The following is a 16,855-nucleotide window of genomic DNA, read 5'->3' as shown; positions in this document are numbered from 1 at the left end:
GATTACACAATTAGGAGGTAAATTATCATGGCAAGTGAGAAGATTACTGCTCTGATCGAGGAAGTCAAGGCTCTGACCGTGCTGGAGCTGTCCGAGCTGGTCAAGGCTCTGGAGGAGGAGTTCGGCGTGTCCGCCGCCGCTATGGCCGCTCCCGCTGCTGGCGGCGCTGCTGCTCCCGCCGCTGAGGAGAAGACCGAGTTTGACGTGGTTCTGGCCAGCTTTGACGCTGCTGCCAAGATCAAGGTCATCAAGGCCGTCCGCGAGATCACCGGCCAGGGTCTGGCCGAGGCTAAGGCTACCGTCGAGGGCGCTCCCAAGGCTCTGAAGGAGGGCGTGTCCAAGGACGAGGCCGAGGAGCTGAAGAAGAAGCTGGAAGAGGCCGGCGCCAAGGTCGAGCTGAAGTAAGCTGTCCCCATGCATTTAAAAGGACTGCCGCTTTTTGCGGCAGTCCTTTTTTCGTTTACCACTTGACCCGCAGTGTATCCCGCAGGCTGACTCCCTGGGCATGAAGAGCGGCCAGGTAGAGGACCAGAGCGAAGGCTAGACTGCCCAGCCCAGCCCAAAGGAGAGGAAGCCCGCTGGCCTTTAGATACCGGAGCAGAAGATTGGTGTTCAATGCGGCCAGGAGAGAGGCCAGCCCAGGGGCAGTCATCCAGCGGAAGAGCTGGGGCCGCAGACCTGTGTGCCGTAGAACAAGCGACAGGCACAGGACAAGCTCCAGCGCGGTGGATACCAGAGCTCCGGCCACATAGCCTTTCATTCCAAGGCCAGGCAGGGGGATCAGAACCAGAGTGCAGGCCAGCTGCACCCCACCGCCTAGCAGGGAAACAGCGGCCACCTCCTTCTGGCGGCCAACCCCATTGAGGACGGCGGCCAACACGGAGCAGTAGCAGCTCATGGCGGTGGTAACAGCCAGAGGGATCAGGTGCTCTCCTACGCCATCCTGCTTGAACATGAGCCGGCCCAGGTCAGGGCCCAGCACCACCATCAGAGCCATGGCAGGCAGAGTGAGGACAGAGACGGCGGCCATGGCTCGGGAGGACAGCCGCCGCACCTCACCCGGCAAGTTTAAGGCGCAGGCCCGAGCCAGACGGGGGACCAGGACCAGATTGAGGGCGCCCAGAAAGACAATGGGAAGGGAGAGCATGGGCATGGTCATGCCACAGACCACACCGAATTCGGAGATGGCCGCCGACCGCTCCATCCCTCCCTCTACCAGCTTCTGGGGAATTAAAGTGGCGTTGGCCGCTCCCATCAGGTTGCCCAGCAGGGCGTTGGCCCCTACAGGCAGGGCAATGGAGAGCACTCGCTTCCGGCGGATTCGGGCGGTTTCCCCCGGCCCGTTCAGCCCTAAGCGGCCTAACCGACGGCGGTACAGGACGGAAAGGGTGCAGGCGGAGAATACCTCGCAGATCACCATCCCTAGGACGATAAGCCCGACCACCCGCTCCGGATACTGAGGCAGAAAGAAGAACAGCAGTCCAAGCACCGCTGCCGTCCGGATGAACTGCTCCACCAGTTCGACGATGGCCGGCGGCCGAACCAGCCCCGCCCCATAAAAGAAGTGCTTGTGTAGATTTTCCACACCGGTAAGGGCAACACAGGGGACCAGCAGAATAAGACCTAGCTGGGTCCTGGCGTCCCCCAACAGCTCCACAGAGATGGGGTCGGACAGCCAGATGACCAGCGCGCCTAGAGGGAGCAGAAGGAGAAAAAAGGCCCGCAGGCAGGTGCCCATTGTCTGGGACAGCCCCCTCCGGTTGCCCAGGGCCAGATACTGGGAGGTAAGGTTAGACATGGCGGAGGTCAGGCCAATGGCGGTCAGAGAGAGAAGGACCGAATACACTGGCATGATAAGCTGGTATAGCCCCATGACTTCCGCCCCTACGGCCCGAGACAGGGCCACACGGTAGCCGAAGCCCAGTATCTGGGATACCGCGCCTACAGCGGTGAGGAAGAGCGCCCCCTTGCCCGCCGACAACATTTTTTCGCCCAACGATGATCACCCCTCCCTGTCACTCTATTCGCGGGGAGGGCGCTTCATGACCAAAGGAAAAAAGGAGGCGCGCCGTCTGGCGCGCCTCCTCGGCCGCTTTTTGAACGGGAGAGAGGGGAAGGGGGTTACTCCTCCTCGTCAGCCTCCACCACATCGTCGCTCAGGTCCAAAGAGAACTTGGACTGACAGTTGGGGCACTGGATAAAGCCCTCCGCCAGAGCCTCATCGTCGATGATGAGAGGCTCCTCACAGGTGGGGCACTCCACCTCAAACCAGTCGTCGTCGTAGTCCTCCTCGTCGTTCTCATCCTCGTCAAAGACCACGGACTCCACATCAGCCAGGTCATCGGACAGCACATCGATTTCCTCTCCCAGAGCCAGAGCGTTCTCCTCCAGGTCCTCGATGGACAGGCCGACCTCCTCCAGAATGCCGATCATCACAGAGATGAGCTTTCCCTCCTTGGACTTCTCGGTATCCAAATTCAGGCCCTCGGCCAAACCTTTGAGATAGGCGACTTTTTCGGAAATAGTCATAATCGTTCTCCTTTTCAGGCGGCGGGGACAAACCCCGGCCTACGGTTGTTAGGTGGGACTCACGACGGCTGGGACACTTAACCCTTGCAACGCTCCAGATACTCGCCGGTGCGGGTGTCAATCTTGATTTTGTCGCCAGGATTGATGAACAAGGGGACCTTGATCTCGGCGCCGGTCTCCAAAGTGGCGGGCTTGGTCACATTGGTAGCGGTGTCACCCTTGAAGCCGGGATCGGTTTCGGTGACCACCAGCTCAACAAAGTTGGGGGGTTCCACACCAAAGACGCTGCCCTTATAGGACATGACCTTGCAGGGGGTATTCTCCATAACAAACCGGAAGGAGTCGCCCAGCAGATCCTTGCTGATGGGCAGCATATCAAAGGTCTCCATGTCCATGAAATAGTACAGGTCGCCGTCGTTGTAGCTATACTCCATGTCCTTGCGTTCCACGAAGGCCTGCTCAAATTTAGCGGTGGGATTGAAAGAAGTTTCGGTGACACCGCCGGTGATGATATTCTTCATCTTGGTGCGGACGAAGGCGGCGCCTTTGCCGGGCTTCACGTGTTGAAACTCGACTACCTGCATGACCTTTCCGTCCATTTCAAAAGTCACGCCATTGCGGAAGTCGCTGGCAGAAATCATTGCCATAGGAATCATCCTCCATTATCGTTGAAATAAGCTGATTTATTTTACCCTATTTTCCCTGCTTTGACAAGGGGTTTCCTGGGATTTGATGAAGCGGGCCGGTAAATTTCTCCCATTACAGCAGGATGACGCCGGCCTCCTCGGCGGCCTTGAGGTTGGGCTCATCCCAGAGAGAGCTCTGGACCTCTCCGATATGGGCCTTGCCTAACAGGGCCATAGACACCCGGGACTGCCCGATGCCGCCGCCCATAGTCAGAGGCAGCTCGCCGTTCAGCAGCATTTTGTGGAAGGGCAGGCCGCGCCGGTCGTCACAGCCGGCCAGAGCGAGCTGCCGGTCCAGCGCCTCAGGGTCTACCCGGATGCCCATGGAGGACAGCTCCAGAGACTGACCGTTGACGCTGTCCCACACCAGCAGGTCGCCGTTAAGGGACCAGTCGTCATAGTCGGGCGCCCGACCGTCGTGAGGCTGGCCGGAGCGGAGCTTGCCCCCGATGCCAATGAGAAAGGTGACGGGATGCTCCTGGGTGAAGGCGTGCTCCCTCTCCTTGGGGGTCAACTGGGGGTACAGGTCCTCCAGCTCCTGGGAGGTGATAAAGGTCACTTCACGGGTCAGCTTGGGCAGGACGGACAGCTGGGGAAACACGGTGTGGAGGAAGGACTGGGTCTCGGCCAGGGCGCCCACGATGGAGCGGACGGTCTGCTTCAAGAAATCCAGGTTCCGGTCCTCTCTGGAGATGATTTTCTCCCAGTCCCACTGGTCTACATAGGCGGAGTGGAGGGAGTCCAGTTCCTCGTCTCGACGAATGGCGTTCATGTCGGTGTACAGCCCCTCACCCACCTGGAATTGGTAGCGTTTCAGGGCCAGGCGCTTCCACTTGGCCAGGGAGTGGACCACCACCGCGGTTTCCTGACAGCCATTGATGTCAAAGGACACGGGCCGCTCTACGCCATTCAGGTCGTCATTCAGCCCGGAGGTGGAGGAGACGAACAGGGGGGCGGACACCCGGTGGAGGCGGAGAGCACCGGACAGCTTATCCTCAAAGAGCCGGTTGAGTAGACCGATGGCCTTCTGTGTTTCATAGATGGACAGCAGGGAAGTATAACCCTGGGGGATGTGAATCTGAGGCATGGTGGCAGGGTCCTCCTTTTTCAATCGAATCTCCCTTATTATAACGAATTATTTGCGGGAGCGCAACGGCGTTTTTTACAGTTTTATTACGATTTTGTTTCTGAACTTGCCTTTTCCACTCACTTTACAGTATAATGGCGGTGTTGCGGCCGCGGCGACGACAAAAATAGAAAATGAGGAAACCAAGATGAATTATCATTATGATTCGGAGCTTGTGGGTTAAACCGGGAGGTTTGCGCCCAAACGCTTCGCGCGCCTCCCAAAAGAACACATGATATCTTTTAGGAGGAAATATCCCCATGAATCGGGAAAATAAACGGAAAATATTTGAAAAAGGCTACTATAAGACACATCCCTGCCGAGATAGCTTTACCTGTAAGGTGTGCGGCTGGCTGGTGACGCCGGAGGCGGCGGGCAGCGATTACCGCAACCACTGCCCCAACTGTCTGTCCAGCCTGCATATGGATGAGGAGCCTGGGGACCGGGCCGCCGAGTGTGGTGGCGTGATGGACCCCATCGGGGTCTGGGTCCGGAAAAACGGAGAGTGGGCGGTCATCCACCGGTGCCGCCGGTGCGGTAAGCTAAGTTCCAACCGGTCAGCAGCGGACGACAACCCTGTGAAGCTTATGTCCATCGCGCTGAAGCCCCTTGCTATGCCTCCGTTCCCACTGGAGCGTATAGAAGCGATTACCACCCTCATGGGCGGAGAGGGCAGGCTTTTGTAACGGACCATTTCAGAGCGTCCGCTTCGGCGGGCGCTTTATTTCATCTCTTGCCAAACCAGACCGCCATGGCTATAATGATAACCATAAAAAATGACAAGGAGGATCCCGCCATGAAACTGGCAGAGGCCCTGCAGGAACGGGCGGACCTGAACCGTCGCATCGAGCAGCTCCGAAATCGGCTGGAGAACAGCGCCCTCGTCCAGGAAGGAGAGCGCCCTGCGGAAGCTCCCGAGGTGCTTCTGGAGGAACTGGAGCACTGCGCCGCTAGGCTGGAGGAACTGATGGTCCGCATCAATCTTACCAATAGCAGAACGATGGTGGATGGTCTCACCCTTACGGAACTGATTGCGAAAAAGGACTGCCTGTCCCTGAAAATCAGCGTGTACCGGGATCTTCTTCAGCAGGCGGGGCAGACCACCCGCCGGGCAACCCGCTCTGAGATTAAGATTCTCAGCACAGTAGACGTGGCCCAGTTGCAAAAGGACACTGATCGGATGGCCCAGCGGCTGCGCCTTTTGGATAACAAGCTGCAGCAGACCAACTGGTCCACAGAACTGTCATAAGCTGACAAAGGATAGTTTCCGGAGCGAGTGCGATCTCTTTGGCTGAGAATGAGCCAACCATTGGTATGCGTCCTTGGGCGGACGCGGGGGTTCGATTCCCCGGCTTATCGTAATGCCCCGACCATGCATGACCGCATTGTGATCTGGCATCACGCACAACCCAGCACTGACCGGAGACGAGGGTGGGTACGGGGATTTTTGAACAACAGAGGAGCAAACAATGAAATTTATATCCTGGAATGTGAACGGGCTGCGGGCCTGTATGAAAAAAGGCTTTTTGGACTTTTATCAGGAGCGGCGGCCGGATTTTCTATGTCTGCAGGAGACCAAGATGGAACAGGGACAGGCGGATGTCCCCCTTGGGGAGGGTCTCCTGGAATACTGGAACTCCGCGGAGAAGAAAGGGTACTCCGGCACCGCCGTGTTTACCTCCCATACCCCCATCTCTGTGGCCTACGGTATGGACAAGGACCTCCACGACCACGAGGGGCGGCTCATTACACTAGAGTATGAGGGGTTCTATCTGGTGTGCTGCTACACCCCAAACTCCCAGGATGGCCTGAAGCGGCTAGACTACCGGATGGAGTGGGAGGACGACCTGCGGGATTACCTTAGCTCTCTGGACAGGCGAAAGCCGGTCATCTACTGCGGGGACTTGAACGTGGCCCACCAGGAGATCGACCTGAAAAATCCAAAGACCAACCGGATGAACGCGGGGTTCTCCGACCAGGAGCGGGAGAAGATGACGATTCTGCTCTCCTCCGGCTTTACTGACACGTTCCGATTCCTCTATCCCGACGCCACCGGGGCCTACTCCTGGTGGTCCTATCGGTTCAATGCCCGGAAGAACAACGCGGGATGGCGTATCGACTACTTTATCGTATCCGACCGCCTGCGGGATAAGATCCGCCGGGCGGAGATTCTCGCTGACGTAGAAGGCAGCGACCACTGTCCGGTGCTGCTGGAGCTGGACGTATGATATTAAGACGGAGAGGGAAACGCCATGCGATTTGAATACTGCCCACACTGTGGGACGAGAGCCGTCCAAAAGGAGATCGGGGACGAGGGGCTGATGCCATGGTGCGACCGCTGTAAGCGGCCTCTATTTGACATATTCTCCACCTGTATCATCGCTCTGGCGGTGGACGAAGAGGGGAATGTGGCCCTTCTGCGCCAGGGGTATATCTCCACCCAGCACTATGTGCTGGTGTCCGGATATATAAAGCCGGGAGAGAGCGCCGAGGAGTGCGCGGCCCGGGAGATTGGGGAAGAGCTGGGCCTTGCGGTCCGGGGGCTCCACTTCACCGGGACCTACTGGCTGGGAAAAAAGGATATGTTGATGATCGGCTTTGTGGCAAACGTCCACCGGGAGGAGTTCCACCTCTCCCAGGAGGTGGACCAGGCGGTCTGGGTCACTCCAGAGGAGGCCCTGACTATGGTAAACGCCCATCCGGCCATTTCCCACCAGGTGGTGGAATATTACGTGGACCATCGGGAGAGCCTGACGCCCTCTGTTTTGGCCTAGTGCACATCAACAGAAAGGAAGAGAATTTCCATGAAGTTAGCAGAATTATTTGGGAAGGGGCGCACGGTTTTCTCCTGTGAGGTGTTTCCCCCTAAAAAGACTAGCCCAGTAGATAGCATCTACAAGACGTTGGACGGCCTGCGGGACATCCACCCAGACTTTATTAGCGTCACCTTCGGGGCGGGAGGGTCCCAGGTGAACCAGTCTACACGGGAGATCGCCGGACTGATCCAAAACCAGTACCACATCCCGGCCATGGCCCACTTGACTTGTGTGGCGGCCGGCAGGGAGGACGTGGACCGGCTGCTGGAGGAGCTGAAGGCCGAAGGGGTGGAGAACATCCTGGCGCTCCGGGGGGACGTGAATCCAGATATCCCGCCCAAGACAGACTTTGCCCACGCCAGCGATTTGGTGTCCTATATCCGCGCCCACAGCGACTTCGGAGTGTCTGCCGCCTGCTACCCCGAGGGACACCTGGAGAGCCCTGACCTGGTCAGCGATATTCGCCACCTGAAGGAAAAGGTGGATGCCGGGGCCCAGCATCTGGTCAGCCAGCTGTTCTTTGACAATGAGGATTTCTTTCGCTTCCTGGAGCGGGCCAGGATTGCCGGCATTGATGTGCCTATTGAGGCCGGCATCATGCCCGTGCTGTCCAGGTCCTCCATCCAGCGGATGGTGTCCATGTGCGGCGCCAGCCTGCCCAGCAAGCTGACCCGTATCCTAGCCCGGTATGGCGACCATCCGGCTGCCCTGCGGGAGGCTGGCATCGCCTATGCCATTGATCAGATCTCCGATCTCATTGCTGGAGGAGTGGAGGGTATCCACCTGTATACCATGAATGACCCCGCGGTAGCCCAGCAAATTGCCGGTAGCCTGACCTCCATCCGGTCGGTGTAGGATTTTAACAATTTTTAAGGAAAACTACCAGATATCCTAATTTTCCTGTGGTAGGATGAGGAAAACCACAGGAGAAGGCGGTCGTCATGAAGAAGAAAAAGCAGAGTTTGATCCTGGTCCTCGCCCTGCTGCTCCTTTTGGGAGGAGGGCTGTTCCTGTACCGAAGCGGCTTTTTTCAGGCAGCAACCTCAGCAGAAGGGCTGCAGGAGTATATCCGCCGGTTCGCTCCTTATTCACACCTGATTTTTTTCCTGCTCCAGTTCCTGTCAGTGGTACTGGCTCCGATTCCCAGCAATATCAGCGCCGCGGCCGGGGGTGTGCTCTTTGGTACCTGGCCTTCCTTCTGGCTCACTTTTGGGGCAGTGATGGCCGGCTCCCTCCTGGTCTTTTGGCTGGCCCGAGTGCTGGGCAGAGATTTTGCTGACCGGCTGGTCAGCCGAAGGCTGTCAGACCGCTACCAGGACGTGATTCGAGCGAAAACGGATATCTTTCTGCTGCTGGCTTTCCTGTTTCCCTTCTTTCCGGACGATGTGCTGTGCATCCTGGCAGGCCTGACAGAGATCCCGTTTCGCAGGTTCGCGCTCATTGCGCTGTGCGCCCGCCCTTGGGGCCTGCTGTTCGCCAGCGCATTAGGTGGCGCCTCCCTCCGGCTGCCGCTGTGGGCTATGGCCCCTATCGGACTGGGCGGCCTGGCTCTCTTTCTGCTGGGGATGAAGTACGGGGACCGGGTGGAAGCAGAGATTTTGCGCCGGCTAAAGCGGGGAGGATAAGAGATAAAAAATTTTTGGGACTGGGTCTTTACAAACTCAGTCCCATATGTTATGCTTAAATAGCAAACGATAATTACTATTGTTAGGGGGGCGGATATGGAACGGTCCATTCGATACAGTAAAAAGAGAGAGGCCATCCTGGCCGCCATTCAGGGCACCAGCTGCCATCCCTCCGCCGAGTGGATCTACCAGCAGTTGAAACCCAGCCATCCCGACCTGAGCCTGGGCACCGTGTACCGCAATCTCATCTTCTTTCAGGAGAGAGGCGATATTCGGAGCGTAGGAGTCATTCAGGGACAGGAGCGTTTTGACGCCGTTGTCACCCCCCATAGCCACTTTGTTTGCGAATACTGCGGCGCGGTCATCGATTTGCCCCATCTTACTTTGGACAGTGAGATGGACCATGCCGTCAGTCAGCAATATGGGCTGATGGTCTACCGCCATGAGCTCACCCTGCATGGACTTTGTCCCGACTGTATAAAACAGAAAAAAAGTAAGGAGGAAACACGATCATGAAAAAGTTTGTTTGTACCATTTGCGGTTATGTCCACGAGGGCGACGCTGCCCCTGAATTCTGCCCCATCTGTAAGGCTCCTGCCGAGAAGTTCAAGGAGCAGGCTGGTGAGAAGACTTGGGCCGCCGAGCACGTTGTGGGCGTGGCCCAGGGCGTGGACGAGGAGATTATCAAGGGCCTGCGTATGAATTTTGAGGGCGAGTGCTCTGAGGTCGGTATGTATCTGGCCATGGCCCGTGTGGCTCATCGGGAGGGGTATCCTGAAATCGGCCTGTACTGGGAGAAGGCCGCCTATGAGGAGGCTGAACACGCCGCCAAGTTTGCCGAGCTGCTGGGCGAGGTGCTGACCGACTCCACCAAGAAGAACCTGGAGATGCGTGTGGACGCTGAGAACGGCGCCACCGCCGGCAAGTTCGAGCTGGCCAAGAAGGCCAAGGAGCTGGGGCTGGACGCCATCCACGACACCGTGCATGAGATAGCCCGCGACGAGGCCCGCCACGGCAAGGCGTTCGAGGGCCTGCTGAAGCGCTACTTCGGCTAATCAATACCGGATAAACAGCCAGTTAATAAGCACTTTTTGAGAGGGAATCGGGAGACCGGTTCCCTCTCTTTTTGCGTCTTGCCGCTTCATTGTGGATATTTTTGTGGCATTTCTTTCTTTATCTATCCGTGAAAACCTTCCACATGTGGATATTCAGTTTTTTGCCCTATATCAAGCGGCTTTCACCGCTTAATACCGAAAAATGGAGAAAAATTAACAACTTTTGAGAAGTTTTTGCTTTGCCGGGACAACAATCAAGAAGTTTTGGAGTGTTTTTCTTAACTTTCACCAATTTCTTGAGCAGCCAAAGCAAAACCTCTCCGCCGCTGATTGCTTTTCGCCTGTCTCCTTTCAGTTTGCAGCCGCTTTTCGGCTGTTTTTTCTTGCTTCTATTATACAACATATTCTAATTAAAGTACAGGTTTTTCTTTGCCAGGTGCTATACTTAAAGCACAAAGAGGGACAGAGAACAAGAAAAAAACAAAGCCCCTCAAAACAAAAAATAAAATGAAAAAGGAGATTACTGCCATGAAAAAGAACGCTATCATCTACATCGACGATACCCACGCCCAGGTCACCAAGGCTTTTGAGAAGCAAGCCCGTATCTTCGGTACTCCCGAATACAGAGAGTGGAGAGCCTACCGCCAGGACTTCCCCAATGCACAGATGGTTTCCAAGACCATTAAGAAGGCAAAGAACAAGAGGAACGACGCCAAAAACAGAACCTATGAGAAGATGGCCGAGTACATCTGCTTGCAGGAGAACGCCGACGAGCTGATGAAGGAGTTCGAGGCGCAGAAGAAGATTTCCATTGTTCAGAAAAGCCCCTACCGCACCGTGCTGAATTGGTTCCTTGCCACCTTTCCCGAGTTGACGGAGGACGGGACAGAGGCCACCGCCGCCGAGGAAGTCGCTGCCGAGCAGAATGAGGCATTGATAATGGAGCAGTCCGCTTGAAGTGCATTTTTCAAAAAATAAAAAGGAGTTTGATACTATGGAATTCACCCGTACCTACATGATTGGCTATCTGTTGCTTTTCTGCGCCACCGATGAAGAGTACGAGAAAGAGGAAGATCGCTTGACTGGCTTAACCGATGAAGCACTGGAAGCGGAGTTCACCGCCCAATACAACAGCCTGCAAGGTGCCCGCCCCAGCCATCCCCTCTGTGAAGGCAATACCCCTGACCTCTACACCGACTTTTAAGACAACTCAAAATTCAGATCAGAATTCAGGAGGAATAATACCATGATGAACTACAAGATTGATTTTGTGAACAATACCCTCACCATGAGCAAGGCTTTTGAGGAAGCCCTCAACAATCCCGCTTCCGAGGAATACAAGCTGTTGAAGCAACTCCGCGCCGACTTCCCCAGCCTGACCATTATCCGCAAGACCCGCCGCGCCTCCAAGAAGGCCCGTCCCACCAAGAACCTGACCTACAAACACATGGAGCAGTACATGAGCGTGTTTCAGAACGCCGATGAGCTGCTGGCCCAGTTCAATGCGGTTAAGCGGTGTTCCCTGGCCCAGAACAATCCCTACAAGTTTGTGCTGGATTGGTTCAAGGCCCAGTTCCCCCATTACAAGGAGCAGCCCGACTTCGGCAACAACGCCCCCAAGGTGATTGACCTTGCGGCTTTCCAGAAGAAGCGGGAAGAGAAGGAGCAGGAGAGCGCTTGATAACAATGGAATACAAAATGAAAGAGGACGGTACTACTGGTGTACTGTCCTCTTTTTGCTATTTCAAGTTGTTTTTTGAAATCATCCGTGATAAAATAATACTGCGACGCAAGTTCATATTGTTTTCCCTCTAAGGAAGCGTGCGTTTTTACCATTCGGTAAAAACGCAGGCTCTGTTTCAGCACACTTCTTTTGAGGGAATGTTGGAACTTGCGTCGCGGCAAGAGCTATGCGTTTTTCGGCGTGCGGCTTTTGCCGCACGCTTTTTTTGTTTGTTAATGAAAGCCGATATTGTATCAAAAAGGAGGAACAGGCGATGAAACAACCAATAGGATCGAATGCGACACCGGTGACCCCGGCGACAAGAAGGAGCGGCTTGTCGATTGCTGCAGGGGTATTGTTTCTGCTAGCGGCTGTCCTGCCGTATGTCATGAGCTGGGACGCTGTGCAGTGGAGTGCCCTCTCTGCCCTCTCTTTACTGGCTAGCCTGCTGATTGCTGCCCTACTCATTATGGGGCGTGCCGACAAAGTTCTGGCTATCGCAATAGGATTAAAATTACTCCTTGAGTTGGCACAGGGCTTTATATCATTTGCACCGAGTGGCGAACTTGCATCTCTGATTTATGTTCTTGTGCTTCTTCTCCCTCAAACGCGAAAAAAATGGGCTAAGGCATGGGCTCTTCCTTTCGCTGTCGCGGTTCTAATGGTATGTTTGGGGGTTTTCGCGAGTGGTGAAGATAGAGACGCTCTCACCTATGCCTCTCTGTCCAGTTGCTTGGATGTTTGGAGCTATCTGTTCATGGGGGCATGGTTGGCTCACCCGCAAATGACATTCAAAACTCTCTTTTTGAGAGATAATAAAAATCAGGAAACCCTGGGCAATTACTTCGGGACCCTATTTCTGCGAGGAATTGTCACATTTGGTCCTATCATCATGGTAATTGGCTTTATTGTTTTGCTGGTATCCGATGACGGGTTTTCATCTCCGCTTAATGCGTCCTTGTTCCTTGTAATCCTGCCCTGTATGGGCGGTTTGGGGAAAAGCTTCGGTAAAATTGTGGCCGACTTTATAAAGAGTATAAAAGCTACCAAGGAACTTCGCCACACTATTAACCAAATCAACGCCCGAAGCGGCATCCCCGGCGTGTCTGACCGAGCCAAGGCAGAACTTTAAAAAGAAGCAGCGAAGAAAGCCAGAAAGGAAGTCATCAAAGGAGCAGTTGTCGGCGGCATCATTGCCGGGGATGCGGGCGCTGTGGTGGGTGGTATTATTGCTGGTGATGCAGGCGCTATTGTCGGTGCAACAGCAGCTAAGGCAGGTCAAGATACCAAGAAACAAAACAATAAAACAAAATGAGGAAAAGACAGGTGGCGTTTTCCGCCATCTGTCTTTATTTTTGTCGGATTGTAAAAGAAGTTATCCGTTCCCGGCCGTGCCCGCCGTGATTTATCAGCGGTAGGGAAAACTCCCAAGAAAAGCCGCCGCCGAGAATCATGTTTGAACTTTCCCGGAACTATCCCCCGCCAGGGGCAGTGTTCTCCCTGTTCCGCTCCACCTGGGGGTACTCCCAGCCTACCCTTTGACCTTCTTTTGAGGGATTTCCCTTCACCCGCTCGCAATCAGGGTTCCGCTCCAAATTGAAACTGCACTTTCAAAAATGGATCTCCATTCACAAGAATTCAACTTGTGAGAAGAATTGATAACTCTGAAATAACTTTTGAGAAGAGGCGACCACTTCCCATTACCCAGCAACAACTTTTAGAGCGAAGGCAACAACTTTGTTGCTAAATGAGGCAAATACAAGGCAAAAACCGCTTCTTTGACGCAAAAAAATTTTTATGTTATAATATTTATAGAAAAAGGGAGAAATTTATAATTTGTGGCTCCATTTGTAGGCTTAAACAAGCAGTAGGATGAAGGCGCAGCGGCCTTCCATCTTGTAGAGCGCTTCCGTTCTATGCTTCCGGGCAGCAGCGCCAAGTGCTGGCAACACGCTTCCTACTGTTTGCTTAAATCTATAAAAAGGAGGAAGCACACAAGATGGGCATATAGTACCTGTTGCCAGCAGGGGATGGGCCGACTTACAACAACTGCTTTACTTTAGGTTCAAAGAAAATTCCCGTTTTTATCGACCATTACGATGATACAATTCAGAATTTGTATGGCGCTAAAAGCGGTGATAAACGTAAATATTACGAACTTTCTTACGAAGAAGCTGTAATAGAATATTACTATTTTAAGAGTAGTGAGAATTGGGAAAGAAGCAGTAAAGATTTGCGTATCGGCCTTTGGCTGGACAATGCTATGTTTGACAACCTTCACATTTTTGTGATTGACTTTGATGATTTTGATGAAGAGAGCCGTTTTTTCAAAGAAGCTCACCGTTTAGCGAATAAAGTAACACGGTCAAAGAGTGGTGGCTATCACATGTTTTATGGGATAGACAAGAAAAAGGCGGAACCGCTCTTTGACAGTATCAATTTACTGACAAGTGAAAACGCCGCAAGTTTTGTATGCAAAACTGCTGTCACACGGGACGGAGCAAACAAAGTCGATTTATTTTGTGATACAGGCCATTTTATCTACGAATGGGAGCCGTGGGATAATACCATTGGCCTGACCGATAAGACGCAGGAACTTTACCAGCTTATCAAGGAAAACTTTGACTTGTCGCGTCCCAAGAGCAGCGGCAAGGGGAAACGCGCAAGTGGTAAAGACGGCAAGAGCTATACCATGCTGGAAGAGCTTCCCGAAGAAGAGCTGTTGCAGCAAATGAGCGCAGAGCAGCGAGAAGTCTTTGCCGATCTGGAAAAGACAAAATCGCCTCACTGGAAACAGAAAAGATGGCTTTCTGTTGGTATTGATATTTTTCATGTATTCGGCGCTGATTTGGGTGGAAAGGTGTTCTTGTATTGGAGCAAGCCTGGGGAGACATTCCAGCCTCAAAGTTGTGCGAACACATGGGACTACATTTGTGAAATTGGGTCAGAAAGTGAACTTTGGGATGAGCATTGGGCTGGAATTTTGCAAGGCACCCAAACTGCCTTTGACCGTGGTGAAGTGGAGCAAGACTTAGTAGCGCCAGAAGCAGAGCCGCAAGTCCCGCTCGAAGATGATACTTCTGTCGTGTTCGAAGAAACTACTTCTGAGCCGACCTTCCGTGGCCTTCCGATTGTCTGGGAGAATGTAATAGCAGAAGATAACGGCAAGCAGAGAACCGGGCATTGGATTGTCTGGAACGGCACCCGCTCCAAGCGGGAAGAGTTCTTCAAGCTGGCCTTCCCCGATCAATACAACAAAGTCAAGAAGCGCGTGAAGTTTTTGGGGCAAGCTGCGGATGATGTGCTGCGGCTGACAGGGGGACAGCGCACCAAGTTGATGTATGAAATTTTGGCATGGAAGTATGGATTGGAAGAAGTGAGCGGACAGGATGCCCTTGATTTAATCCGCCTTTGTGAGTGTGAAGAGGACAATAAAACCGCCGATGCTTTACTGGCCCGCTTGCATTGGCCCCGTGGTTTGGCAAAGCTGGTGACCTTTGGTGTGGGGATGAAACTGGACGGGACCGCACAGCATACGTGGTGCTATTCCGTTGATTATCAGAAGGACAAGGCCGTTTTCATGGGAAGCGCAATGACCTGGGAGCGCTGGCAAGTAAAGTTGATTGAAGTTTTAGATCGGTGCCGGGCCTGCAGTTGCAGCTATTCAGAAATGTGGAAATAGGTTCGACCCGCTATGTATTATCAGTTTGACTATTACGGTAGCTACCTCACCCTTACACAAGAGAATTACAGAGTAATAACGGAGTGGATAAATGAATATTTTGTGGGAGGTTCCGCTCCATTCCCTCTTTCCGGGGCAACACCTGCCGCCGATTACAAATTTGTGATTGACTACAATACCGATGTTGAATTTGTGGACAACCGGGATTTGAAGGCCCCCGGCGAGATGGCAAAATACAACCAGGAAACCAACGCCGCTAGGAACAAGGAGAAGGGCAAGAAAAGAATACAGGAGCGTTTTTCCGCTGCGTGTGGAGAAGCAAAGGTGGGAGATACTCTAACAACGGAACAGCTTGTAGGAATGGGGTACACCGATGATAAAGCGAGAAAAAGGCTGATTGATAGCGGTGTCTTAAAAAGGATAAAGCGTGGTCATTATTTGGTGCTTTCCGTGTAATTCCAGCGGAAACCCGGCACGCCCCGAGGGGTTAAAAGAGAAAGATATAATCCCCACGGGGTACGCCGGGTTTCCGCTTCCGCACTTGAAAGTACACATTCAAAATTCATCGAAAGGAGTAATACCATGTATCAAGAGTAGATACTAAAGATTTTCAGAGAGTTTGAGAAAGAGGAAATCCGGGGGAGCTGGCTGGAAACTTTTGCTGACAAAGACAGTCTTACCTATAAGCTGCACAAGCAAAGTAAAGACTTCTTACGCCCGCAACGATTTCTTCAATTCCTGCAAAGACGGCGCGATTTGTTAGACTGTTTAGAAAGAAGTATTATTGCAGACAGTACGGAACAGATTGAAAAAGGCGTAGAGCAGACGGCAGAGAAGGAATTACAGAAGATAGCTGATAAAATGACAGGGTATTATTTCAAACTTAATAAGTAACAGCTGATCGGATAAAGATGTGCCATTAAGTCAAGAAGTCGGAGGAAGATGTAAAATCTTCTCTCCGACTTCTCTTTTTGTGTTCAAGAGTTTTTAGAATTAGAAGTTGATGAAAGTTGTGTATTTTCCTTCTCTTCTTCATCTTTTTCGCCGGGCTTCTTCTCCCAGCCGAGTATTTCTTCCATGATAAGGGCAAGGGGCAAATCCGTATCCCCGAACATGATATCACCTCCCGAGTATCGCTTGAAGCTGCCGCGTCGTGGCGAATGTCACGACGCGCTCTCCTGTTTCCTGCGCTGCGCTGGATTTTCGTACTATCGTTATCCACATTAGTGGTCTTTTACGCTTCTCATAATTTACCTATCCCCTGGGGCCTCTTTGACGTATTCCAATAAATCGCCGGGCTGACAGTTGAGAAGTTCGCAAATGGTTTCAAGCGTGGCCCACGACACCATTTGACCGCTGCGGATTTTTTGTAGCATGGCCTCACCCATGATTTTCTCTTTCCGTATTCTGGTAGTGTTGTACCCGGCTTCTTTCAGCGCGGCGATTACATCGACCTTGTATTTGATTGGCATGTTTGTCCCTCCCTCCGGGGTGCTCCAAAAATTGTGCCTATCTTCCATTATCCTTATTCTAACACAAAATTGCACCTTTTTCAAGTGTTAAAACTACACATAATTCGAGTGTAAAACTTGTGCGTTTTGCGAATTGAATTA

General features: G+C 53.1%; 21 protein-coding genes. 15 read left to right on the top strand and 6 right to left on the bottom strand.

The genetic code is table 11. The features are described 5' to 3' along the window. The first annotated feature begins 27 nt into the window (after positions 1–27). Positions 28–405, top strand: a complete 378-nt coding sequence (gene rplL, locus ACEVJK_RS03645; protein ID WP_147571058.1) for a 50S ribosomal protein L7/L12 — start codon at positions 28–30, stop codon at positions 403–405. Positions 406–460: 55 nt separating this feature from the next. On the opposite strand, the gene ACEVJK_RS03640 is transcribed toward rplL, so the two are convergent. From ACEVJK_RS03640 to asnA, 4 genes are all read right to left on the bottom strand, one after another. Beyond that, positions 461–1,996 (bottom strand): oligosaccharide flippase family protein, encoded by a 1,536-nt coding sequence (locus ACEVJK_RS03640; protein WP_374739982.1) that lies wholly within the window; start codon positions 1,994–1,996, stop codon positions 461–463. Positions 1,997–2,121: 125 nt separating this feature from the next. Continuing rightward, the gene (locus ACEVJK_RS03635) at positions 2,122–2,529 is read right to left on the bottom strand and encodes a CD1247 N-terminal domain-containing protein (protein WP_147571057.1); all 408 of its coding nucleotides are present in this window, start codon (positions 2,527–2,529) and stop codon (positions 2,122–2,124) included. A 77-nt stretch (positions 2,530–2,606) separates the two neighbouring features. Beyond that, positions 2,607–3,170 carry an elongation factor P gene (gene efp / locus ACEVJK_RS03630; RefSeq protein WP_147571166.1) on the bottom strand — a complete coding sequence of 188 codons (564 nt, stop codon included), beginning with the start codon at positions 3,168–3,170 and terminating at the stop codon, positions 2,607–2,609. A gap of 118 nt (positions 3,171–3,288) precedes the next feature. Then, positions 3,289–4,302, bottom strand: a complete 1,014-nt coding sequence (gene asnA, locus ACEVJK_RS03625) for an aspartate--ammonia ligase (RefSeq protein WP_240286759.1) — start codon at positions 4,300–4,302, stop codon at positions 3,289–3,291. 299 nt (positions 4,303–4,601) lie between these two features. Between asnA and ACEVJK_RS03620 the strand changes: the two genes are divergently transcribed. The 14 genes from ACEVJK_RS03620 to ACEVJK_RS03555 all read left to right on the top strand — a co-directional run bounded on the left by ACEVJK_RS03620 (position 4,602) and on the right by ACEVJK_RS03555 (position 15,698). Next, positions 4,602–5,027 carry an RNHCP domain-containing protein gene (locus tag ACEVJK_RS03620; RefSeq protein ID WP_186852241.1) on the top strand — a complete coding sequence of 142 codons (426 nt, stop codon included), beginning with the start codon at positions 4,602–4,604 and terminating at the stop codon, positions 5,025–5,027. Between the two features lie 110 nt (positions 5,028–5,137). Beyond that, positions 5,138–5,590, top strand: a complete 453-nt coding sequence (locus ACEVJK_RS03615) for a DIP1984 family protein (RefSeq protein WP_186852240.1) — start codon at positions 5,138–5,140, stop codon at positions 5,588–5,590. A gap of 220 nt (positions 5,591–5,810) precedes the next feature. Continuing rightward, entirely contained in the window at positions 5,811–6,569 is a 759-nt protein-coding gene (locus ACEVJK_RS03610; RefSeq protein ID WP_374739981.1) for an exodeoxyribonuclease III, read from the top strand. A gap of 24 nt (positions 6,570–6,593) precedes the next feature. Beyond that, complete coding sequence (locus ACEVJK_RS03605; RefSeq protein WP_147571053.1) at positions 6,594–7,115, top strand: NAD(+) diphosphatase; 522 nt, start codon at positions 6,594–6,596, stop codon at positions 7,113–7,115. Between the two features lie 30 nt (positions 7,116–7,145). Beyond that, positions 7,146–8,012 (top strand): methylenetetrahydrofolate reductase [NAD(P)H], encoded by an 867-nt coding sequence (metF, locus tag ACEVJK_RS03600; RefSeq protein ID WP_147571052.1) that lies wholly within the window; start codon positions 7,146–7,148, stop codon positions 8,010–8,012. Positions 8,013–8,098: 86 nt separating this feature from the next. After that, on the top strand, positions 8,099–8,782 hold the full coding sequence (locus ACEVJK_RS03595) for a TVP38/TMEM64 family protein (RefSeq protein ID WP_147571051.1): 684 nt from the start codon (positions 8,099–8,101) through the stop codon (positions 8,780–8,782). Positions 8,783–8,878: 96 nt separating this feature from the next. Further along, complete coding sequence (locus tag ACEVJK_RS03590; protein ID WP_147571050.1) at positions 8,879–9,298, top strand: Fur family transcriptional regulator; 420 nt, start codon at positions 8,879–8,881, stop codon at positions 9,296–9,298. Then, positions 9,295–9,837 (top strand): NADH peroxidase, encoded by a 543-nt coding sequence (locus ACEVJK_RS03585; RefSeq protein WP_374739980.1) that lies wholly within the window; start codon positions 9,295–9,297, stop codon positions 9,835–9,837. Before ACEVJK_RS03590 ends, ACEVJK_RS03585 begins: the two co-directional genes overlap by 4 nt. Before the next feature lie 528 nt (positions 9,838–10,365). After that, a complete protein-coding gene (locus ACEVJK_RS03580) occupies positions 10,366–10,794 on the top strand; it encodes a hypothetical protein (protein WP_374739979.1) in 429 nt (142 codons plus the stop codon). A 37-nt stretch (positions 10,795–10,831) separates the two neighbouring features. Further along, positions 10,832–11,041, top strand: coding sequence for a hypothetical protein (locus ACEVJK_RS03575; protein ID WP_374739978.1), 210 nt, complete (start codon positions 10,832–10,834; stop codon positions 11,039–11,041). Between the two features lie 42 nt (positions 11,042–11,083). Further along, positions 11,084–11,518: a hypothetical protein gene (locus tag ACEVJK_RS03570; RefSeq protein WP_374739977.1), complete on the top strand. Its 435-nt coding sequence runs from the start codon at positions 11,084–11,086 to the stop codon at positions 11,516–11,518. Positions 11,519–11,834: 316 nt separating this feature from the next. Then, positions 11,835–12,692: a hypothetical protein gene (locus ACEVJK_RS03565; protein ID WP_374739976.1), complete on the top strand. Its 858-nt coding sequence runs from the start codon at positions 11,835–11,837 to the stop codon at positions 12,690–12,692. 885 nt (positions 12,693–13,577) lie between these two features. Then, positions 13,578–15,242, top strand: a complete 1,665-nt coding sequence (locus ACEVJK_RS03560; protein ID WP_374739975.1) for a hypothetical protein — start codon at positions 13,578–13,580, stop codon at positions 15,240–15,242. A gap of 12 nt (positions 15,243–15,254) precedes the next feature. Then, complete coding sequence (locus ACEVJK_RS03555; protein WP_374739974.1) at positions 15,255–15,698, top strand: type IV toxin-antitoxin system AbiEi family antitoxin domain-containing protein; 444 nt, start codon at positions 15,255–15,257, stop codon at positions 15,696–15,698. 521 nt (positions 15,699–16,219) lie between these two features. Here ACEVJK_RS03555 and ACEVJK_RS03550 read toward each other — a convergent pair. Both ACEVJK_RS03550 and ACEVJK_RS03545 read right to left on the bottom strand, forming a co-directional pair. After that, positions 16,220–16,357 (bottom strand): hypothetical protein, encoded by a 138-nt coding sequence (locus tag ACEVJK_RS03550; protein WP_374739973.1) that lies wholly within the window; start codon positions 16,355–16,357, stop codon positions 16,220–16,222. 135 nt (positions 16,358–16,492) lie between these two features. After that, positions 16,493–16,714 carry a helix-turn-helix domain-containing protein gene (locus ACEVJK_RS03545; RefSeq protein ID WP_374739972.1) on the bottom strand — a complete coding sequence of 74 codons (222 nt, stop codon included), beginning with the start codon at positions 16,712–16,714 and terminating at the stop codon, positions 16,493–16,495. Positions 16,715–16,855 lie beyond the last annotated feature (141 nt).

The organism is Flintibacter sp. P01028 (genome assembly GCF_041925235.1).
Lineage (GTDB): Bacteria > Bacillota > Clostridia > Oscillospirales > Oscillospiraceae > Lawsonibacter > Lawsonibacter aceti.
This window is presented reverse-complemented; position numbering and strand designations above follow the sequence as displayed.

Coding starts and splice junctions, on each gene's coding strand:
- asnA (WP_240286759.1), bottom strand. CDS start 4,302: ATGCCTCAGATTCACATCCCCCAGGGTTATACTTCCCTGCTGTCCATC.
- ACEVJK_RS03605 (WP_147571053.1), top strand. CDS start 6,594: ATGCGATTTGAATACTGCCCACACTGTGGGACGAGAGCCGTCCAAAAG.
- ACEVJK_RS03620 (WP_186852241.1), top strand. CDS start 4,602: ATGAATCGGGAAAATAAACGGAAAATATTTGAAAAAGGCTACTATAAG.
- ACEVJK_RS03615 (WP_186852240.1), top strand. CDS start 5,138: ATGAAACTGGCAGAGGCCCTGCAGGAACGGGCGGACCTGAACCGTCGC.
- ACEVJK_RS03545 (WP_374739972.1), bottom strand. CDS start 16,714: ATGCCAATCAAATACAAGGTCGATGTAATCGCCGCGCTGAAAGAAGCC.
- ACEVJK_RS03585 (WP_374739980.1), top strand. CDS start 9,295: ATGAAAAAGTTTGTTTGTACCATTTGCGGTTATGTCCACGAGGGCGAC.
- ACEVJK_RS03610 (WP_374739981.1), top strand. CDS start 5,811: ATGAAATTTATATCCTGGAATGTGAACGGGCTGCGGGCCTGTATGAAA.
- ACEVJK_RS03590 (WP_147571050.1), top strand. CDS start 8,879: ATGGAACGGTCCATTCGATACAGTAAAAAGAGAGAGGCCATCCTGGCC.
- rplL (WP_147571058.1), top strand. CDS start 28: ATGGCAAGTGAGAAGATTACTGCTCTGATCGAGGAAGTCAAGGCTCTG.
- efp (WP_147571166.1), bottom strand. CDS start 3,170: ATGATTTCTGCCAGCGACTTCCGCAATGGCGTGACTTTTGAAATGGAC.
- ACEVJK_RS03570 (WP_374739977.1), top strand. CDS start 11,084: ATGATGAACTACAAGATTGATTTTGTGAACAATACCCTCACCATGAGC.
- metF (WP_147571052.1), top strand. CDS start 7,146: ATGAAGTTAGCAGAATTATTTGGGAAGGGGCGCACGGTTTTCTCCTGT.
- ACEVJK_RS03555 (WP_374739974.1), top strand. CDS start 15,255: ATGTATTATCAGTTTGACTATTACGGTAGCTACCTCACCCTTACACAA.
- ACEVJK_RS03595 (WP_147571051.1), top strand. CDS start 8,099: ATGAAGAAGAAAAAGCAGAGTTTGATCCTGGTCCTCGCCCTGCTGCTC.
- ACEVJK_RS03580 (WP_374739979.1), top strand. CDS start 10,366: ATGAAAAAGAACGCTATCATCTACATCGACGATACCCACGCCCAGGTC.
- ACEVJK_RS03550 (WP_374739973.1), bottom strand. CDS start 16,357: ATGTTCGGGGATACGGATTTGCCCCTTGCCCTTATCATGGAAGAAATA.
- ACEVJK_RS03635 (WP_147571057.1), bottom strand. CDS start 2,529: ATGACTATTTCCGAAAAAGTCGCCTATCTCAAAGGTTTGGCCGAGGGC.
- ACEVJK_RS03565 (WP_374739976.1), top strand. CDS start 11,835: ATGAAACAACCAATAGGATCGAATGCGACACCGGTGACCCCGGCGACA.
- ACEVJK_RS03575 (WP_374739978.1), top strand. CDS start 10,832: ATGGAATTCACCCGTACCTACATGATTGGCTATCTGTTGCTTTTCTGC.